Origin of the sequence: Bartonella sp. 220B, assembly GCF_026930205.1 — a bacterium.
In the GTDB taxonomy this organism is placed as follows: Bacteria; Pseudomonadota; Alphaproteobacteria; order Rhizobiales; family Rhizobiaceae; genus Bartonella.
Window position 1 is genome coordinate 12,266 of sequence record NZ_JANHOI010000006.1, and the last position, 19,164, is coordinate 31,429.

Here is a 19,164-nt window from a genome sequence, read left to right on the forward strand (position 1 = left end):
AAGCTATCGGAAAGCCATGGAACAGTGACAAAGGACAAAATAATGGGTCTTACCACAAAGAAATGCAAAAAACCTTTTCTCACCTCTCACACATTATAACGCATGCTCTAATAGACAGATCTACCAATAATAATACGACATTTTTATGGTTTATCTTGATAACATTCCTCAAGCGAAACATGTACATACTCTATCATAAAAATGAACGATTTTTCTGCTTTTTCAGAACCAATAGCAAAAAGTATGGTTTTTGCCTTTCTTTTCTCTCTCAAGCGAGACCTATAATAAAGACGCCAGACAATGACCAGTGTTTCTCTGACCAGTGTTTCTCTTTTTACTTTTGTGAATTTTGTAATATCTTTCAATCATTAAATAATAAAGAAGCTTTTATCAAACTTCATTGTCATTTCTGCTTTTCTCATAGGGTGTTATTGTAAAATGGCATAAGCATTACAAAATACGCTCTTTTTTAAAGATTAAACTTTTGTATTGTTCATCAAATTGCGCAGAATATTAAATTTTCTTGTTAAAATTTAAAAGTGATTACGCACTTTACTTTTTTCATGTTCTTTTTCATTGAAAAGGCAATCCCGTAAGAGAAAATAATTTCCATCCCCCGGTCGTACTATTTTCACACATTTTTTCTTTGCAGCATCAGAGAGTGTATCCCACATTTCACGAATAGTAAAATAGGCTTCGCTTTCCAAGTTAATACAACGCTGATATATTTCCTTCTTCATATCGGGCATCACTGAGGCAGAAATTTCTTTGCAATAGACGCGCAAATCAAAAACCGGAATCGTCAATGCCACAGGAGCTTGTTGTATGAATTGTTTTTGAGAAGAAAAAGAGTCAATCATTTTTACAACACCAAAACACAATGCCACAACACCAAAAAGGAACAGACAAACCAACATGGCCTTGCGACATATTTTTTTTAAATAAGCATTTTGCCGCGCGCGGATTCTTTTTTCCATAAAGACTTTGTCCTTTAGCGTCTCAAAATAAGCTTTTTATAGCAAAAGTAAGAGAAGCATCAATGTTTAAAAGCATGTTACAGCACCAAACGCTCTATTTTTTATATCAAACACTTTAGCGCACTAAGCAACTTCTGCCTCACATGTTTCATGACAACTTGACGCATTTATCGCACATTTATACAAAACAAAACAGAAAGGCACTGTCTTTCCCTCTGTATAAATGTGCCTTACATCACCATCCTCAAGAACACTCTATTTTACGAACCATGAGAATAAAATGCTATACAACTTTTATAAAGGTCAACACCGCACATACAAATCGCAAAAGACTTCTATCCCCAGTTTATAGCAAAAAGACACAACAGCACCAAATTGCTTATTGCTTAAAGCCCCTTTACGCCTCGGTTCAATGATTTTCTCAAATTGTGCCAAATTTCTTCCTTGAAGGATTTTCGCTTTGCTTTTCGTTATTTCTTTTTGAAACATTGACATTTTCACCTCCGCAAAAGAGGCTCCCCACACGCTCTAACTATAACCGATGACACACACATTCATGCAATCTTACGAAGTTGACCAAGCAAAATCTTCTCATTGGCTTAAGTAAGGGCAAGGTTTTAACAAGCACAAACTCTTATAAAATTTTTCGTACGTCTTAGCACTGGACATAGGCTTTGCAGACAATAGAAAATCGACCAAAGCATTTTTTTCCGCAGATAAATCTATATTTCCTTTCATAGATAAAACGGCAAAAAATCAGTAGATAGATCTTCATTTATGCCAAGAAATCCATTTGCATGATCGCTTTTAATGTTTCCATCGCTCATGATTTGAGATCTTCATGCTCTCTCTCACTCTCTTGACCACTTTGTTTGAGATTCTCAAGATCTTTCATCATTATTTTCAATTGCTGTTCCAAATCCTCTATACGCTGCACCAATTGCGAGATGTTTTTGCTTTGTTTTTTGTCAAAGCGCTCGATATCTTGGTCATTTTTTTTCAGCAATGCATTGAGAGGGGCATGTCCCATTCGTCCACTGGCATAAAGAACCACACGAATATGTTCAGGCTCATCAATGTCAGAGATAGAAAAAGGAAAGAGTGCCATACTATGTCCTCATATTTGTTACAGAATAAATGATGCATGACATCAGCGTATTTGGACACCTTTTCCCCAGCGCGCTTTTACAGACAGACATCGATACCTTATTGAAAAGTTTCTAAAAAATACCACCAAACTGGAAACACTTTCTATTTTAAATATTTTAACGTATTTTTTTCAACAACGCTTAAAGCGTTTTTTAAAAGTCATGCAAAAAGAGGGTGTTTTCACGTTTTCACGGCATAAATCACTGCGACATTGACAGGACGTGTTTCATTTCCCCCTGTGGCTTCTAAAATGACTGTATGTGTATGCTCTCCTGCGAATGCTGTCAAAGAATTTGTTCTATCTCGTCCATATGGATAACATTTCCACTCATTAGGAGAGGCTGCTGCCATGTCTTTGATCCCTATAAAACTATGTTGGTGATTGCCAGCAGAATCTGTTTTCCCTTGATGGGTATGGTTTTTAAAAGAATCTTCTTGCCTACTTCCCAAAAGGCGTCCTTTATCAATCTTTTGTGCACTATCAAGCCCACGCAAAAACATTCCACGCAAATCAGGAACATTGAATGTTTCCCACCCATCTCCCTGTCCCCATGTTGTACCAAGAGCAGCAAAAAGGCCCGCATACTCCTTGCGTGAATATTCTTGCCCATCGCACAAAAGCCAACCAGCAGGCACTTTTTCCATAGCAAAAGTGCCAATAAAGCCAGAGGAAAAACTTTCGGGTAAGGGAGGAAGTTTGGGAATTTCAGGGAGTTTTATGGTAGGATTGGTTAAAAACCAGCCATCGGCGTTTTCCCCAGCAATATCACAAGTATAGACCAACTCATAAAGCCCTCGCTTTTGGATTTCTCCCCCCTTTAAAGGGGCGATACCCTCTGAGGTTATCTGATAAACGGGTCGCGAAGGCAATCCGTTTAAGGCAACATTTGTGATTCCTCTATTCACTCCTTGTGCTTTAAAGCGCACCACAATACCATTGACATAAGCTTCGAAAGGCGATTTGGTAACTAAACAAATAGCTGTTCTGTTTGTGTCCTCATCGACGGTAAATTTTGTTTCGATTCCCCCTCCATTATCGAAGAGATATTCTTTGATACGTTGCATCATAGCGCGCGCACTATCATTGACGGAACTTGGAGGTTGTCCTTCTGCCCAATTTATATCTTCATCGGCGGAAGCATTTTCCAATGCGAACAATGACCAATCATAAATCGAACTCATAGAACATATCCTTTTTGCAAAAAGCGAAGACGAGCAAAAAGCGAAGAAAAGAAAGCGGCGATTTTCTTTTTAGGCGTTGTGACCTTTTCCATTTGAAAGCCAAGTTTATGATAATCGACATGCAAGAATTTTGTCTTTGCATTGATAAAAACGGCATCGGGCTTCAAACGCAGCACATCTTGGGCAAGAACGCCCCGATAGCGTTGTGGATTTCCTTTATAATTAAAGAGATAAAGTGGATAGCCATTTTTCTCACCCACAAGAGTGATATTTTCTTTCGCTCTCACATCACAAAGTCCTAAGATTCCACCCACCAATCCCAGCACTTGCTGAGCATCACGTAAGGGATCTTTTGTAATGGAAGGCATAGTTGTTGAATTTCCTGATTTTGTTCCGTAATTTCCAGCGGCTTGAGTTCCCACACCCAACAATTGCGCCAACCGGCTCCATCCTTGATTATCTTGTTCAATCCATTTTTGGCGCTCTGCATCCAAAGCACTTTGACGGTTGAGATCTTGAATCATTCCGCCCTTCAAAGCATTGGCTTGTGCGTTGCTTTGCCCTTGATAGTAGCTGTTAGCGGCATTTACTTGGTCACGCAAAGAGCGATCAATCATCTGATTGGCATTCATCATATTATTGATATCTTGATTATACTGTTGCGCTGTAGCATTTGTAGCCAAAGCACCGAGCTCATCGGCGAGCACACCGGTATGTGCCCCAGAGCCATAGCGCCCCGCCCCAGACATCGATTGATTAATGGCATCAGAGGTTTTACTCAAAGCATTTTGCAAAGCAGCATTAAATTTACTATTGCCTCCAATCCAGTCTCCCTTTGCCATATTGAGGAGATTTGTAGCGCTTTGCGTTGGTGCATTAAACCATTGTGTCAAAGCAGGATTGTTATATTGACGCGCAGCGCTCTCTAAACCGGTGAGGGCATTTTTTGTCATATCGCTAAGACCAGCGGTGCGTTCCCCCTGATAAACATTGCCTCCGATACCATTATTATAAAGATCGAGCGCTTGAGCACTAGCTTTTTTAAAGATCTCTGCAGCCCAAGCGGGTGGTGCATTTGTCTGTGTTGTTGTTTGCACTTGAGGTGTTACTTTTTTTCTCATGGAACCAAAGCCTTTCTATAGTGAATAAGATTACGAGAATATCCGTGACGTGCGAGCATTTTCACCCACCCAATTCTTCCAAACAGATGTAATTCCTCAGCATGGATTGAACGCGCCCATTGTTCGACCTTCTCAATCAATGGCACCAATTCCAGCCCTCCTTCTCCGGCAAGATCTGAAAGGACGACGTGTTTTTTGCCCCTTTGAGTTCTTTCAATTTTAGTGATCGCAAAGGCACTAAACTGTGTTTTATTTTTTAAGATCAGCCATAATTGTGCTTGCCCTGTAGCGAGTTCCTCAGCAATCGTTGCCAAACAGACATCATCGGGAAAGCGTTTCGCGTATTTTTTTAAAGCAGCATTAAGAGCCTCTTGATAGGGTGCTATTTTTTCCCATGGCCATTGCTCTGTAAGATGAGCAGAATAAAGATTTTGGCTTTCCTGTTGCCATATCATATTTTTAAATTTCCCCACCTTCTTTTAAAGCCAAGCTCTCTTTCCCTTATGAAGCATGCAAACCTCTTGTTTTATAAAACCACCTTAACCTGGTCTCTTAAGAAGAAGCACACCACCACCCTTCATTATAACAACACGCTACCACACGCCCTTATTCAGGCGCTTGCCCTCCGCACGCTCCTTTCAAGCACCCGTGCCCTACCACGCGCCCCCTATTCAAGCACCCACGCTCTCGTGCATGCTCCTTTCAAGCATCCACGCTCTACCGCACGTTCCTTTCAAGCACCCGTGCCCTATCGCATAATTTTTTGTTTCAATGGCATGCGTTAAAGCGTGCTTTAACGCATGCCGGCAGCCTTCAATTCCACATCGAATCCCGTGACATGCGTCCAATTCACCCCTTCAGGAATGCGCAATTTAAAGCGATAAAAACGTGCTCTTGCACGAGAATGAATTTGCCCCGTATTATAAGAAGGTTTTTTTTCCGGCAACCAAACAGTTTCTTCCTCAATGGATTGCCGTAAACGCATTCCCACAGACAAGGTGAACTCTCCACTATTGACTTGAGGCATAATATTTTTGACCCGCGTAATCATCCCATTTGTTTGTCCCATCTCTTGTGATGTCACCACACAAGCCATAGGTTTACCAGAAAATGAGCCAAGTCTTCCCTGATGATCAAAAGCACCAAGAATAGGCGCTTCATTTCTCCAAGCTTTACTGTCGAGAGAAAAGGATAAATTATCAATACTTTTTGAAATCCGATCAAGCGCCTCTAGGGTTACGCCAGCCAAAAAAATGGGCAAAACCATTTTGAGGTCCACGGTGGCTTTGGTCCATTTTTGCAAATCCCAATCATAAATGAGCAAGATATGTTTTTGAACAGTATCATCGGTATTAATCATCCAATAAACGCGATTATACACGCCATCAATAGCAGCAGAGAGCGTGTAGAGATTATTGCTACTCGACTTTGCCGTCATCGTTCTATCCACTTTTTCAAAGCCAATGGGTATAATTTGTCCCTCATTGGTCATCTGATAAAATCCGCCCTCATCAGCAAAGAAAGCAAGATCTCCTCGACAAACGATAGATTCCGCATTTTTTGCACCGCGTTTATCGTGTATTTTTTGGAAACTGAAGATAATCTTAGAGCCAGGGATAAAAGATCCAGCATAGATAGCAGAGCGCATAAAGATGATTGGATTTGTTGTTTCTGTTGCCCCTTGAACGAATCCGCCATCGGGAAAGTCTTGATAATCGCAACTTTTTTTCCCAACGGTCCAACATTCAGCATCATTCAACCCGGACCAGTGAACACGTCTTGGATGCTCTGTTAATTTCATCAGACAAAGGAAATCTCCCCAAACCCTTACGATACCTGCTTGCGGAGGATTTCCGCCCAAATTTCTAAATTTTTTGTCACGATTAAGATCAATCACTTGTGGTTTATCATTGGCATTAACAGCAATGACATAATCGCCAAACAAAGCAAAAGACCAAGGCGCATCCACATTGGCACAATAAGGTTTTCCCCTTCGGCTTATATCTTGCCAGCGCATGGTTGTGTTATTGAGGAGATAGATTTTTTGTGCTGTTCCAACAACAATAGACACCCCATTTTTTGTTTTAACAGCAAGAGCTCCTAAGATACGGTCAGGACAAGGCTCTGAGAGCGGTTGAAAGCTTGGCATAGGGATATAGGAGCCATCAGCCGGCAACACATTGATAAGCTCATCGGTAAAGATACCATTGATATCCGCGACATCAGGTCGATAATCAGCAATTGGGAAAAAAGCCATTTAAAATCTCATGAAAAGAATATTAAAAAAACCTTGGGGTGATTTCAAACCGCAAAGGTTTATGTTTTTTGAAACAAAAGAGCTCCTCAAACGGGAAAGGGCTCTTGAAAAAAGGGAATAATCTCAAGCGATAGAAAGTAGAGCAAAGCACCTTCATGCATAATGCAAGATTTTCAACTGTCTCCTTTCAACGCCAACCACCAACGTTCTCCTCAAATGGAGAAAAAAGAACTCTTTTAAAATCGCATTGGCAGAATATTTCCCGCCCCTTTTCGCCGCGACGTTTCAAACCGCAGAACTTGCAGCTGTTCTTGAAAATCACTGAAAGAGACAGCAGCATATTCAGGATCTTTCAGGATATTTTTGTAGAGCTCATATTTTGCACGTGCTTTAATGAGATCAAAAGCATGGGTAAACCAAGGATTATCACCCTCATGCACACTTTCCTCCGCCAAACGGGCAGGCGCACAAACAAGGCACACAATCTCTACCTGTTTTGGTGTTGGAAAGAGCCCTATTTTTTGCTCATGGAAGGTATAAAAAAGCGGGGTTCCTTGGGGCATTTCTTGAGGTGTTCCTTGGGGTGTTCCTTGAGGTATTCCTTGGGGTGTTCCTTGAGAAGATAGTTGTGAAGGCTGCATCCCATATTGTTTTTGCAATATTTGCATAGGTTTAAAGACCAATTGTGACGCCAAGGTTGTTGCCTCAGATATTGCCTGAGATGCTACATGAGGTCCCAATAAGACGGATTCCAAAAGCTTTTCTGATTCAAGAAAAATCCCTTCTTCTTGCCCATACCATGTTTTCCCCCGTTGTGTTTTGAATGTGATGGTTCTTTTTTCATTAAAAAAGAAAGGTTCTCGTTCACACAAACGCAAAGCAGTCAAAATAGAATCTTGAATTTGCGTAGAATATTCCGCCGTTGTATCATCAATTTCATCTTGAATAAGGGCAACCATACGCGAAAAACTTTGCGAAATGTCCAAGGATATAGGATGAAGATCATTGGCATCAGTGGATAAAGCGGTCATAAGCAGTCATAATCCTTTTAGATGAGAAGCATGCTTTTATCCCCCCAACAAACCCTCTTGTTGGGGAGAAGATTTTGCAAATTTTCACATTTTTCAAACTTTCAATGAAAGTCGTTAAGGCAGCGTCTTTAAGCTGGTGCTCCATAGGTTGGAATGACGATAGTACCGAAATCTTGGGCCCCTTGGGTACTTCCTGGCAAATTGTAGCAGGTTTTTTTCATTCCGATAATCGTTTTGGCTGCAACACCGAATTCTCGTTCATAATCGAACAGCTCTTCCACCAATTTATAGCGTGTAGCACCACGGTCTTTACCAAAAGCAATGACAGCGCTTTGCGCGCCCAAAAGAACAGCGCGACGTACATTAGGCACAGCTTTGTTTGTCGTACCAGATTCCACACCTTCGGTGACATGTTCGGCTTCCCGCAAGACGACACCATTATACATACCAAGCGATCCATCATAGAGCGGATTTTTAAGCCGGCTTCCACTGTAGATTGCCTTGGTAATATCGAGCCATTGCCCTGCATCTGTATTGGTCCGCAATTGCGTCACTTGGGTAGGGTGCAGATAAAGCACATAGACATTTTCTCCGTCAATCCGCACAGGTCTAATTTTGGGATTAGCCAGTTTAGCGCGTTCCACGGCTTTATCAATCAATTTGAGATCAAAGACATCATTTTCTTTCAAATCTTCATCTTTTGTTTTTCCATTGGGGCGCACAATACGTTTATCGGTTGGAGCAGTTGGTGCATTAAACCCATAATGGACAGGTTTAAGAGCAATGGAGCGTCCTTCAAAGTTTATGGATTTTGCGGTATAACCACAAACTTGAATGAAGAACATCATACTCAGTCGATCTGCATACCAATCAACCAAGCCATTTTTCGCTTCGGTACGCAAATCATGGAGAATGCGTTGCTGATCTATAGTTCCTTCATTTTTGACACGCACGGCATGAACAAGTTCATTAATTGCCAAGCGGTCATTGAGAAATTGCAGGGCTTCTTCATTGCCTTCCAGCGCTTGTCCCTCACTCACTCCATCACCGAGCAACTGTACGCGCAAGCCAAAGCTAATAGCATCACCACTTGCCTTATTGGTTTCATCCTTTAATTGCACAATACTGTTGGAATCTTTCCCAATCAATGGCGCAATAGGAATTGCTTTTGAAACTTCTTGGTTTAATAATTTAGACCATGTGCGCACTGCCATTGGGTCATTGATTCCGATATAAGTTACAGTCATTTTGTCCTCTAAAAATTTATCGACATAAAAAAACCGGCAAAGTGCCGGCTGTTAAAACTCTACATTTCTCATGGTTGAGAATGGTGCATTTGTTGCATGTTATGATGATATTTTCTTAAGTAACCTCCCCCTTGTGAGAGATCTTCTTCACATGGCTTGCACATGCAAGAAAACCTCATTCCCCCTTTGTTTATCCCCCAAAAATCTTATTCCCCACAAAGTCCCACTTTAAAAAACCATAGAGACAGAGCCCTTCTTGTTGTTTAAAGGTCTGCTCCCCCCATTAAACGATTAAAAGCCGCTTTATTTTTAGGGTCAGCAATCCAACTACTAAATTCTGCCTCTGTCATTTTATCGAGCATCTCCAAAGAAATCGGACCACTTGGAGTCAAACCATTATAAGCCGCAAGAGTGCGTGCAGAATTTTGTCTTTCCTGTAAATTTTCTCCCTCGTACTTTGTTCTCTCTCCATAATTTGTTCTCCCCATAGGATTGGAAACATTTGTGTAGCCAATTTTTTGCGCAAGATTGTAGAGCACTTCGGCGGGGTTTTGATTTTTTTGCGCACAATCGCGCAAGATCTGCTTCAACTCATTGCCAATCACTTCATCAATAGCTTTTGGATCAGCCATTTCGGGATAGAGCGAAGCAAAAGCAGCCAATTGTTTTGCCCGCATCTCATAAATAAAATCGGCCGCCTGATCAAAATCATGATATTTTTGTTTCACGCTAGCAACGGATTTCTGGAAAAAATTCTGCAACTGTTCTGCTTCAGGAATGATGGTTTGTTGTTTAGCATGCAACAAGCCCTGTTGGTGAAGTGTTTTTCCCAACCATTGCATATAGCCCATAAAATCTTTTTGCGGATCTGGAGGAGCATCTTCCTCTTGCTCTGTTTTCTCTCCCTGTGGTTGCACACCAGTGTGCTGTAACGGCTGCTGTTGTTGATATCCGCGACGCTCTTCCACATGAACCGCACGGATTTTTTCTTGTTCCTCTCCACGCATTGTGCTCTCATCTTGCTGTGTGGAAAGAAAATCCTGTTCCAATTGGTGTTTCTCTACGGGTGTTAATTCTTCTGAATCCATAGCGTTAGCCTTCTTTTTGGATAATAATTTTCGGGCAATAAGATAATGTGTTTTTTTTCAATGCCGTGACTTTGCATTTATATTTGTCTTTATTCTTGGGTCTTTGCCATCTGTAAAAGAGTCTGGACCATATGCTCGACATCAGCATTTCCATTGTGCGCCACTCCATCACCACCACTCAGTGAAGCAGCATCTTGTGCCTCCTGCAGAGCATTTTGCCTTTGCGTTTTGAGAGCAATTTTATGGATAAGCGAAGCAGGCAAAGGTGAATAGCGTAGCAGATCGAGCATGATATCTGGTGTTGCGAAATTTTGCATCAAAGGCAGCAATTGCATAATGAGAGCAAAGGTACGCTCTTTTTCATTGAGGCTTGTAGGGGCATCATCAACAACAATATCATATTCCAAACTTGTGATCATTTCTCGTGTTAGCGGCACATATTGCGCATTTTCGTCACCAGCAATACGTACCAAACGCCCATCAGAAAGATAATTTTGAATGAGATAGAGAATAATTTTTCCCTGTCGTTGCCGGTATCGACGCAACCCATCAAAAAAGGACGCTAACAAATTGAGGGATGATTGCCTACGTTGTTCTTCAAGAATCCCCGGTTGGTTAACGGCACGTGTTCCGACAAATTCAGAGGACAAACCGGTCACTTGTGTAATGGCATTTTTTGCTTCATTAAACAGTTGAAAAAAGCCTTGTGGAAATTGTGCTACGGGTTTTGGTTGGATTCTTCCTCCTGAAACCGCACCACTTTTCAACCAGGTAATGCTATCAGCTCGAGCCCAGCTTTCCACAGCTTGTCGATCATCATCGAAAGCGTCTCGTTCCGCCATAATGCCGCCTTTTGATTGGCTATTAAGCAAATGCATCACTTGACTAAAATATTTATTTGCCCAGCGTTGTGGATCTTTTGTTGGTTTTACAATACCGTAAAATTGGCGGCTCAACTTGTCAAAATATCCGGTGATACATTCCCACCCCAATTGATGAGGCGGCACCAAGGGCTTATCTGGTGCTTCGAGCAATTTTTTTCCTAAAAAAGCACGTTTGACAATTTTTCTGGTTAATCTTGTTGCTTGAAAAGAAGGGAAATCTTTTCCCAAAGCTTGGAACTCTTGTTCTGAATAATCGGTATATTTCCCACTTTGTGGATCAAGAACTTTATAAACGACTTCGCGTTCGAACCACCGGCATTCAGCCAAGGTAACCATTTTCGTGGTTTGAAAATTTGTCTCATCCTCAAGCTCTCCTCCGGTAATTTTTCCCTCAACATTATCCGTTTGATGCGAAAAGCTATATTGTTTCACCCAATCCGCATTGAGATCACTCCAATGGACATTGGGGAACATTTCCCTTGCAACAGCCAGAGGTTTTTCATCAATATACCACACGCGCTGCGCATCAATAAGGTTTGGTTTCACAGCACTTGCATCCCAGACCATTTTCATAGGGTCTAAGCGTGCAATGACTGGTTTTCCCTGCGGATCTTCTTCATAATCAAGCCGCGTATCTGTCCACCCCATACCGCAAATAATCGCATCTTGAAAAGCATCGGAATCCTCATATTCGCCATCGGCTTCATCACGAAACCATTCGGCTGCTCCGGTAAGGATCTGATTGGCAAAAGCAGCCCCTTCTTGCCGTGGAATGAATTGTACTTGTCGTTTGTTATTACGCTCTGCCCCAATAACAGCATTGACCAAAGGGGCAATACGATTAAAAGTCATGACAGGTCTATTTTGTTCGCGCAACACGGCGAGATCTTGTTCATTCCATTGGCGCCCATTATAAAAATCATAGTCTTCTTGGGCATTTTTTCGCCATTGCTCCACATGGGCAATATCATCATGATACCAGCCAACGAGTTTTTTAAAGAGCGCCTGATCTTCAAGCGTCTCTAAGGAATCAAAAGAATTGGTAGAAATATTCATTAAAAAGCCATCCATGAAGTTTGAGAATGGTGAAACGAGCGATAAGCATTTTTTCGCGGACGATTATGTGGTTGTTCATAAGCCACACACATGAGTCCGAAACTATCGGCCCCATGGCTAGCCCAATCATGTTCAGCGCCCAAACCGATATTGCGCTGTTCATCGCGTTTTTCGTGATACCAAGCGAGAGCTTTTCGCCCCGCTTTTGTTGTTTCACGGTTAAACCATATGGCAGGAAACAATCGCCTTACCGCTTCGATACGCATTTTGACAGCCCCCACCCCTTGATGAGGAACGATTTTGGTTTGAAAACCAGCTTGCTGGAGAGCACTTTCAAAACTGACATTATAAACACGGTCTTTGGTCGCGCCATCATGGGGCAAGACCATCAACGCCTTCTCATAGCCGCGTTGAAAGACCCAGCCAATATGTTCTGAGAGGGGCTGCCCTTGTGCTTCATAATAATCGAGCACGCGGATTTCCCGTCCTACAAATTGCGCCACCCATAAAGCGGTCGCATCGGCCTTTGCCCCGGTTCCCCCGATATCCCAAAAGATCTTGATCTGCATGAGAGGATCACGCGGAACAGTGGTAATGCGTCCCTCCTGTTCGGCATCAAGAAGTTCTTTTTGATAATAAGCCCCTTGAACAGCTTGGAGATAATCTCCCTCCCAAATATGGTTATACTGTTCGGGTCGTTGTTCTAAATCCGCCTTTCGATCTCGATTGAGTTTTTCAGGGAATTGAGGATTATCACGCCAATTGATTTCAGCACCTTTGATATTGGGATCATTGACATTTCGGAAACGTTTTTCCACGGGGGCATTTTCACGGCAAGGGTTCCATGTCACCCATAATTCGGCATTCCAATCTTTTCCTTCTTCACGCAATGTTGGAATAAGCGTTTGCCAAGCCGTTTCAGTCACGGGCTCTGCCTCATCAACCCAGCAGAGGAAAACCCGCCCCATGGATTTAATACTTGCGATATTACGATCAAGCCCAGCGAACACATAAAGGATACGTCCATCTTTTGACTTAATATATTTATCGCCAATTTCATAATAGTCCTGCAGAAAAGGATAAGATTCAATGGCCCGTTTAATTTCCTCCAGCGAGCTCTCATTGAGCGAATTTTGAAATTGTCGTGCACAAAGAATAATACCGCGTTCTCCCGCCATTCCATGCCGATATCCCATCACAGCAGACATGAGAGCAAAAGAACGTGTTTTTCCAGATCCTCGTCCTCCCCAAGCGGCACGCACATCTGCTTTTCCGGCAAAAACCGAAAGGAGCTTTGGAATAAGAGCAATTTGCGCCGTTGTCATGAAACCTCAAACTCTACAAACCCCAAAGTCCCCACATCTCTTCAAACCCAGCACCAACCCCTCCAAGTCCCACAACTCCTCAAAGCCCCGCGCCCCCCTCACACAATCCTTCATACAGGCGCTTCATGAACTTTCCTCACGCCCCCCATCTTTTGCAACCACCGGCACAATCTCGACACGTGAAACAGCTCTTGAGCCCTCAGCCTCTCACTCACCACAGGCTCCGAAAACAGCACGGAACCCCCAAGTCCCCACACCTCTTCAAACCCAGCACCAACCCCTCCAAGTCCCACAACTCCTCAAAGCCCCGCGCCCCCTCACACAATCCTTCACACAGGCGCTTCATGAACTTTCCTCACGCCCCCCATCTTTTGGAACCACTGGCACAATTTCAACACGTGAAACGGCTTTCACCTCACCCCCAGCCTCTCCGGTCACTTGCAGAGGCAAAACCTTTGCCAGAAGCGAAAAAAAAGGCACAGGATTATTGAGGGCATGATATTGCAGATAAGAAACCAGCCCATCCTCACCATAGTGATATCCGGCTTGCTCAGCAGCTGTAAGAAGAGCCTCATTGAACCGCCTTGTTGTTTTATTCAAAGCCCCTTTTTTCCGCCCTCTTCGACGTAAGGGAAGACAATGTTCATCTACCATCATCATATTCCTTCCAATTAAAGAGAAACCCCAATTAAAGAGAAATCCAAGCCTCAGGCACAAAAAATGACATGAAAATCAGTAAGGAAATTTCGAGAGCAACCAGCCATTTTAAAAAATGGGACATAGCCTAAAAGATAAAAAACACGCACAAAGCACAAATCCTCCGCATTATTTTACAGATCAACGTTTTTACGCTTTTACGTCATTACAGAATAAAGCCAAACGCCCCCCATACCACCACCCTGCGCCGCTCTATCAACACTGGTCTGTCAATAATCTGATTGCTCGTCTATCAGTTTCCCCTGCTGATTATTTCATACGACTATCCCACACTTCAACGAATGGTGTTTCATCAAACACGCCAAGTAAGCTCTGATCTACAATTCGACTTCAAAAAGCAAATGTTCCTCTGCAGAATAAAGCTTCCACCCCGCACCGATTTTAAACTATAATCCAACCTCTTACCGTTCTATCAAACTTATGTAAATATGATCATTTCTGATTAAATATACTGTTGATTTCCTGCTTCTTCGAGGCTGGTTTCACCAAAGTCACGGGACATTGGCCAGAGCCTTCCTCTCCACAAGCTGACACCAGTAAATTCCCCTACGAACATCAGATTACCGCCCCTCAAACAACCCTATTTTACGGTATAACAGAGTAAGAAATATTTTAATTTTTCTTGCCAATCTCCTGAAACTACTTTACACCTTAAAAAGTAATTTTGATCGTCCACGCAGCGATCAAGAGGGACAACAAGCCCTAAACCCTAGCGTACAATTGAACTCACTTTTGTGGGCGTCCCGGGATTCCGGGAGTTTTTGCTATGTCCAGGTGCCACAAGCACTAAAAGCAAAAAGCTGACTAGGGTTCAGTACTTGTTACTCCCGGAATACCAATGCGAGGGCGCTCGCAACCGGAGGGGGCTTTAAGTGCAAACCAAAAATCCACATTTTGTCGACATATTGATAGGGAAAAGAATCCGCCATAGACGCATTTCAATGGGGCTTTCTCAAAAGGAATGAGGAAACCATTGAGGTGTCCGTTTCCAACAAATCCAAAAATACGAAAAAGGCTTCAATCGTGTAAGCGCAGGATGTTTACTAGAAATCGCTCAAAAATGAGAAGTTCCCATGAGCTTTTTTTATGCCGATATTGCGACAAAAGAAGATACCTCACACCATAATCAAGAAACCTACAGCGAAAAAGAACAGGCTCTTGTGAAAAACTTTAGAGAGCTCAAAGCGAAAAAACAAACGGTATAACAGAATAAGAAATATTTTAATTTTTCTTGCCAATCTCCTGAAACTACTTTACACCTTAAAAAGTAATTTTGATCGTCTACGCAGCGATCAAGAGGGACAACAAGCCCTAAATCCGAGCGTACAATTGAACCCACTCTTGTGGGCGTCCCGGGATTCCGGGAGTTTTTGCTATGTCCAGGTGCCACAAGCACTAAAAGCAAAAAGCTGACTCGGATTCAGTACTTGTTACTCCCGGAATACCAATGCGAGGGCGCTCGCAACCGGAGGGGGCTTTAAGTGCAAACCAAAAATCCACATTTTGTCGACATATTGATAGGGAAAAGAATCCGCCATAGACGCATTTCAATGGGGCTTTCTCAAAAGGAATTAGGAAGCCATTTAGGTGTTAGTTTCCAACAAATCCAAAAATACGAAAAAGGCTTCAATCGTGTAAGCGCAGGATATTTACTAGAAATCGCTCAAAAATTAGAAGTTCCCATGAGCTTTTTTTATGCCGATATTGCGACAAAAGAAAATACCTCACACCATAATCAAGAAACCTACAGCGAAAAAGAACAGGCTCTTGTGAAAAACTTTAGAGAGCTCAAAGCGAAAAAACAAAAAGCAGTTCTGTGGTTGATTTCTGATTAGGCAAAAGAGTACGCATCAATATTATTTGCCAATATCATTATTTGCTAATATCCCCTCTCTGCCGAAAGCCTTGCCCGCCTGATACCACCACATCTCAAAAAAACGGTTTACGGCACCAGCTTACGACACCGGTTTACGACATCATAGGATAACAAACACCAAAACCTTTGGAGAACCCCACCACTTTCACAGAATCCTATCAGAAGATCTCAAATCTTATCAGAAAATCTCATCTGTTCTAAACGCACAATTCCGATTGTGTCATTATGATACTCGTTTAGATTGACCTTGTCAACTTTTTATATTCTTCCCCCCTTTATTCCCTACCCTGTTTTATCCCCTCTTTATCCCCCCTTTTTGACCATTGTCATGGCCCGCCCTTTCATGATATTTTCTTGACATTCTCCATTTTCTAAAGGACACCATTTTTAAAGGGCCATCATTTTCAAACAGTCTTTTTCGAAGCCCTTCCTTTTCATTCCTTTCAAGACTCTTGTTCATTCTTTTCCAGATTCCTGGGGTTCTTTTTTCTCTGTGTCTTGTTTGCCAGGCAGAAAGACCAGCCGCTCTCCTTCTTTTGCAATTGTCACAGTTGTTTCATCCTGAATTTTACCAAACAAGATGTTTTCAGCGAGGGGATCTTGAATTTCCTTTTGGATAATGCGTTTAAGAGGACGCGCTCCATAGAGCGGATCATAGCCCTTATGGGCGAGAAATTTGCGCACTTCTGGTTTGATCTGCAACGTTATTTTGCGCTCATTGAGCAAATTTTGCAAATGCTGTATCTGAATATCAACGATGGCTTCCATATCCTTGCGCTGCAATCTCTGAAAGAGAATAATCTCATCAATACGATTAAGAAATTCGGGACGAAAAGCAGCTTTTACCACATTCATGACATCATTTTTTGCCTGATCGGTTGTTTGCCCTTCAGGCAAAGCAGTTAAAAATTCAGCGCCCAAATTTGAGGTCATAATCAACAAGGTGTTGCGAAAATCGACAGTTCGCCCTTGGCTATCGGTCAAACGCCCCTCATCAAGCACTTGGAGCAAGAGATTAAAAATATCAGGATGCGCTTTTTCAATTTCGTCGAACAGGATGACCTGATAAGGTCTTCTACGCACCGCTTCAGTCAGCACCCCTCCTTCTTCATATCCGACATATCCGGGCGGAGCACCAATCAAGCGTGCTCCAGCGTGTTTTTCCATATATTCGGACATATCAATGCGCAACATTGCATTGGAATCTTGAAAAAGAAACGCCGCAAGAGCCTTGGTTAATTCGGTTTTTCCCACACCGGTAGGACCCAAAAACATGAAAGAGCCAATGGGGCGATTGGGATCTTGCAACCCCGCACGCGCGCGCCGAACAGCCCGCGCAATAGCTTGCACAGCTTCACCCTGTCCCACAACACGGGTACCAATTTCGTCTTCCATACGCAGCAATGCTTCGCGTTCTGCTTCGAGCATCCGATCAACGGGAATACCGGTCCAGCGTGAAACAATGCGGGCGATATGTTCAGCAGTCACGGTTTCTTCGACCAGATGATTTTGTTGATCATCATTTTCGGCCATACTCAATTGTTTTTCGAGTTCAGGAATTACACTATAAGCCAATTCACCAGCCCGTTGGAACTGTCCATCACGCTGTGCAATAGCCAAAGCATTGCGTGCTTCTTCTAGCTGTTTTTTCAAATCGGCGGCATACCCTAATTTTTGTTTTTCGGCTTGCCAAGCCGTTGTCATTTCTGCAGACTGCTGCTCCAATGTTTTAAGTTCGTCTTGCACGGTATCCAAACGCGCTTTTGCGTTTGGATCAACTTCTGTTTTCAAAGCTTCACGCTCGATTTTCAACTGGAGGATTCGCCGATCAAGAGCATCCAGTTCCTCTGGTTTTGAATCGACCTGCATACGCAAACGTGCTGCTGCTTCATCAATGAGATCAATAGCTTTATCGGGCAAGAAGCGGTCAGTAATATAACGGTTTGAAAGCCTTGCTGCCGCAATCAAAGCACTATCAGCTAAGCGCACTTTGTGATGTTGTTCGTATTTTTCTTTAATACCGCGCAAGATAGAGATAGTATCCTCTAAGGTTGGCTCAGGTACAAAGACAGGTTGGAAACGCCGTGCAAGAGCGGCATCTTTTTCGACATATTTGCGATATTCATCCAAAGTGGTAGCCCCCACACAATGGAGTTCCCCGCGTGCCAGAGCAGGCTTTAACAAGTTAGAAGCATCCATAGGACCATCGGATTTTCCAGCACCCACGAGATTATGCAACTCATCAATAAACAGAATGATCTGTCCATTTTCGGCTTGCACCTCAGCCAAAACAGCTTTAAGGCGCTCTTCGAATTCGCCGCGATATTTTGCACCAGCAATCAGCGCTCCCATATCGAGTGCATAGAGCTGTTTATCACGCAAAGTTTCTGGTACATCGCCATTGACAATGCGCAAAGCCAACCCTTCAACGATAGCGGTTTTTCCCACACCCGGTTCACCGATCAGCACAGGATTATTTTTGGTGCGCCGTGAGAGCACTTGTATCGTGCGTCGAATTTCTTCTTCACGCCCAATAACAGGGTCGAGTTTTCCTTCACGTGCATCTTTTGTCAAATCACGGGCATATTTTTGTAAAGCCTCATATTGGCTTTCGGCATGGGGGCTTGTTGCAGTTTTCCCCTTACGCAAATCATTAATCGCCTGATTAAGCGCTTGGGGTGTTAACCCTCCCTTTGTTAAAATATCGGCTGTTTTTGCTGTTTTTTCCATCATAAGCGCTTGCAGCATACGCTCCACGGTTACAAACTGATCACCGGCTTTTTGCGCAAGATCTTCGGCCATGGCGAAAGTTTTCGCCAAAGGTTGTGACAAATAAAGTTGTCCATTTCCGCCTTGCACTTTTGGTAAAGCCTCGAGCGCCGCTTTCAGTGTCTTTTGGATAAGGGTGAGATCACCCCCAGCTTTTTGGATCAGAGATGCAGCCAATCCTTGAGAATCGTCTAACAAAACTTTAAGGAAATGCTCTGGCAAAAACTGCTGATGATCAGAAGCAAGAGCGTTATTTTGTGCTGTTTGTAAAAAACCCTGTAGCCGTTCGCTATATTTTTCCAAGTTCATTTTTTTTCCTTAAATCTTAAGACCACCACCGCACTTATCCCCCCAAAACACCCCGAAAAATACTCTCAAAGGATCAAGCAAACCACGCAAAACACCGCAAAAGAGACAACATGAAAGAAGAGTCATAGTGCTAAAATGAATATGGGTCTTGAGCAACGCCATAGCAAGAGGGAACG

Annotated in this window: 16 protein-coding genes and 1 pseudogene; 3 read left to right on the forward strand and 14 right to left on the reverse strand. The window is 42.8% G+C overall.

Features of this window, described 5'->3' with window-relative positions; genetic code table 11:
- Positions 1–533: 533 nt before the first annotated feature.
- From NPX99_RS05170 to NPX99_RS05225, 13 genes are all read right to left on the reverse strand, one after another.
- Positions 534–977 (reverse strand): hypothetical protein, encoded by a 444-nt coding sequence (locus NPX99_RS05170; RefSeq protein ID WP_269030827.1) that lies wholly within the window; start codon positions 975–977, stop codon positions 534–536.
- 303 nt (positions 978–1,280) lie between these two features.
- Positions 1,281–1,502, reverse strand: a complete 222-nt coding sequence (locus tag NPX99_RS08810) for a glycoside hydrolase family protein (RefSeq protein ID WP_442864049.1) — start codon at positions 1,500–1,502, stop codon at positions 1,281–1,283.
- Positions 1,503–1,800: 298 nt separating this feature from the next.
- Positions 1,801–2,085 carry a hypothetical protein gene (locus NPX99_RS05175; RefSeq protein WP_269030828.1) on the reverse strand — a complete coding sequence of 95 codons (285 nt, stop codon included), beginning with the start codon at positions 2,083–2,085 and terminating at the stop codon, positions 1,801–1,803.
- 221 nt (positions 2,086–2,306) lie between these two features.
- Positions 2,307–3,308 carry a phage tail protein gene (locus tag NPX99_RS05180; protein ID WP_269030829.1) on the reverse strand — a complete coding sequence of 334 codons (1,002 nt, stop codon included), beginning with the start codon at positions 3,306–3,308 and terminating at the stop codon, positions 2,307–2,309.
- Positions 3,305–4,429 carry a tail fiber domain-containing protein gene (locus NPX99_RS05185; protein ID WP_269030830.1) on the reverse strand — a complete coding sequence of 375 codons (1,125 nt, stop codon included), beginning with the start codon at positions 4,427–4,429 and terminating at the stop codon, positions 3,305–3,307. Before NPX99_RS05185 ends, NPX99_RS05180 begins: the two co-directional genes overlap by 4 nt.
- Entirely contained in the window at positions 4,426–4,884 is a 459-nt protein-coding gene (locus tag NPX99_RS05190; protein WP_269030831.1) for a hypothetical protein, read from the reverse strand. The genes NPX99_RS05185 and NPX99_RS05190 overlap by 4 nt, the downstream gene beginning before the upstream one ends.
- Positions 4,885–5,222: 338 nt before the next feature.
- A complete protein-coding gene (locus tag NPX99_RS05195) occupies positions 5,223–6,686 on the reverse strand; it encodes a hypothetical protein (RefSeq protein ID WP_269030832.1) in 1,464 nt (487 codons plus the stop codon).
- Positions 6,687–6,922: 236 nt separating this feature from the next.
- Entirely contained in the window at positions 6,923–7,717 is a 795-nt protein-coding gene (locus NPX99_RS05200) for a hypothetical protein (protein WP_269030833.1), read from the reverse strand.
- Positions 7,718–7,845: 128 nt separating this feature from the next.
- The gene (locus tag NPX99_RS05205) at positions 7,846–8,964 is read right to left on the reverse strand and encodes a N4-gp56 family major capsid protein (RefSeq protein WP_269030834.1); all 1,119 of its coding nucleotides are present in this window, start codon (positions 8,962–8,964) and stop codon (positions 7,846–7,848) included.
- Positions 8,965–9,227: 263 nt separating this feature from the next.
- Positions 9,228–10,052 (reverse strand): hypothetical protein, encoded by an 825-nt coding sequence (locus tag NPX99_RS05210; protein ID WP_269030835.1) that lies wholly within the window; start codon positions 10,050–10,052, stop codon positions 9,228–9,230.
- 89 nt (positions 10,053–10,141) lie between these two features.
- Entirely contained in the window at positions 10,142–11,992 is a 1,851-nt protein-coding gene (locus tag NPX99_RS05215; RefSeq protein ID WP_269030836.1) for a portal protein, read from the reverse strand.
- A complete protein-coding gene (locus NPX99_RS05220; protein WP_269030837.1) occupies positions 11,992–13,317 on the reverse strand; it encodes a PBSX family phage terminase large subunit in 1,326 nt (441 codons plus the stop codon). Before NPX99_RS05220 ends, NPX99_RS05215 begins: the two co-directional genes overlap by 1 nt.
- A 342-nt stretch (positions 13,318–13,659) precedes the next feature.
- Positions 13,660–13,971, reverse strand: a complete 312-nt coding sequence (locus NPX99_RS05225) for a hypothetical protein (protein ID WP_269030909.1) — start codon at positions 13,969–13,971, stop codon at positions 13,660–13,662.
- A gap of 118 nt (positions 13,972–14,089) precedes the next feature.
- Here NPX99_RS05225 and NPX99_RS05230 point away from each other — a divergent pair, with 118 nt between their 5' ends.
- The 3 genes and pseudogenes from NPX99_RS05230 (at position 14,090) to NPX99_RS05240 (ending at position 15,869) form a co-directional block, all read left to right on the forward strand.
- On the forward strand, positions 14,090–14,350 hold the full coding sequence (locus NPX99_RS05230; RefSeq protein WP_269030838.1) for a hypothetical protein: 261 nt from the start codon (positions 14,090–14,092) through the stop codon (positions 14,348–14,350).
- A 556-nt stretch (positions 14,351–14,906) separates the two neighbouring features.
- A pseudogene (locus NPX99_RS05235) lies at positions 14,907–15,239 on the forward strand (helix-turn-helix domain-containing protein).
- 276 nt (positions 15,240–15,515) lie between these two features.
- On the forward strand, positions 15,516–15,869 hold the full coding sequence (locus tag NPX99_RS05240; RefSeq protein WP_269030839.1) for a helix-turn-helix domain-containing protein: 354 nt from the start codon (positions 15,516–15,518) through the stop codon (positions 15,867–15,869).
- Positions 15,870–16,366: 497 nt separating this feature from the next.
- Here NPX99_RS05240 and clpB read toward each other — a convergent pair whose 3' ends face one another.
- Positions 16,367–18,988 (reverse strand): ATP-dependent chaperone ClpB, encoded by a 2,622-nt coding sequence (gene clpB, locus NPX99_RS05245; RefSeq protein ID WP_269030840.1) that lies wholly within the window; start codon positions 18,986–18,988, stop codon positions 16,367–16,369.
- Positions 18,989–19,164: the final 176 nt, after the last annotated feature.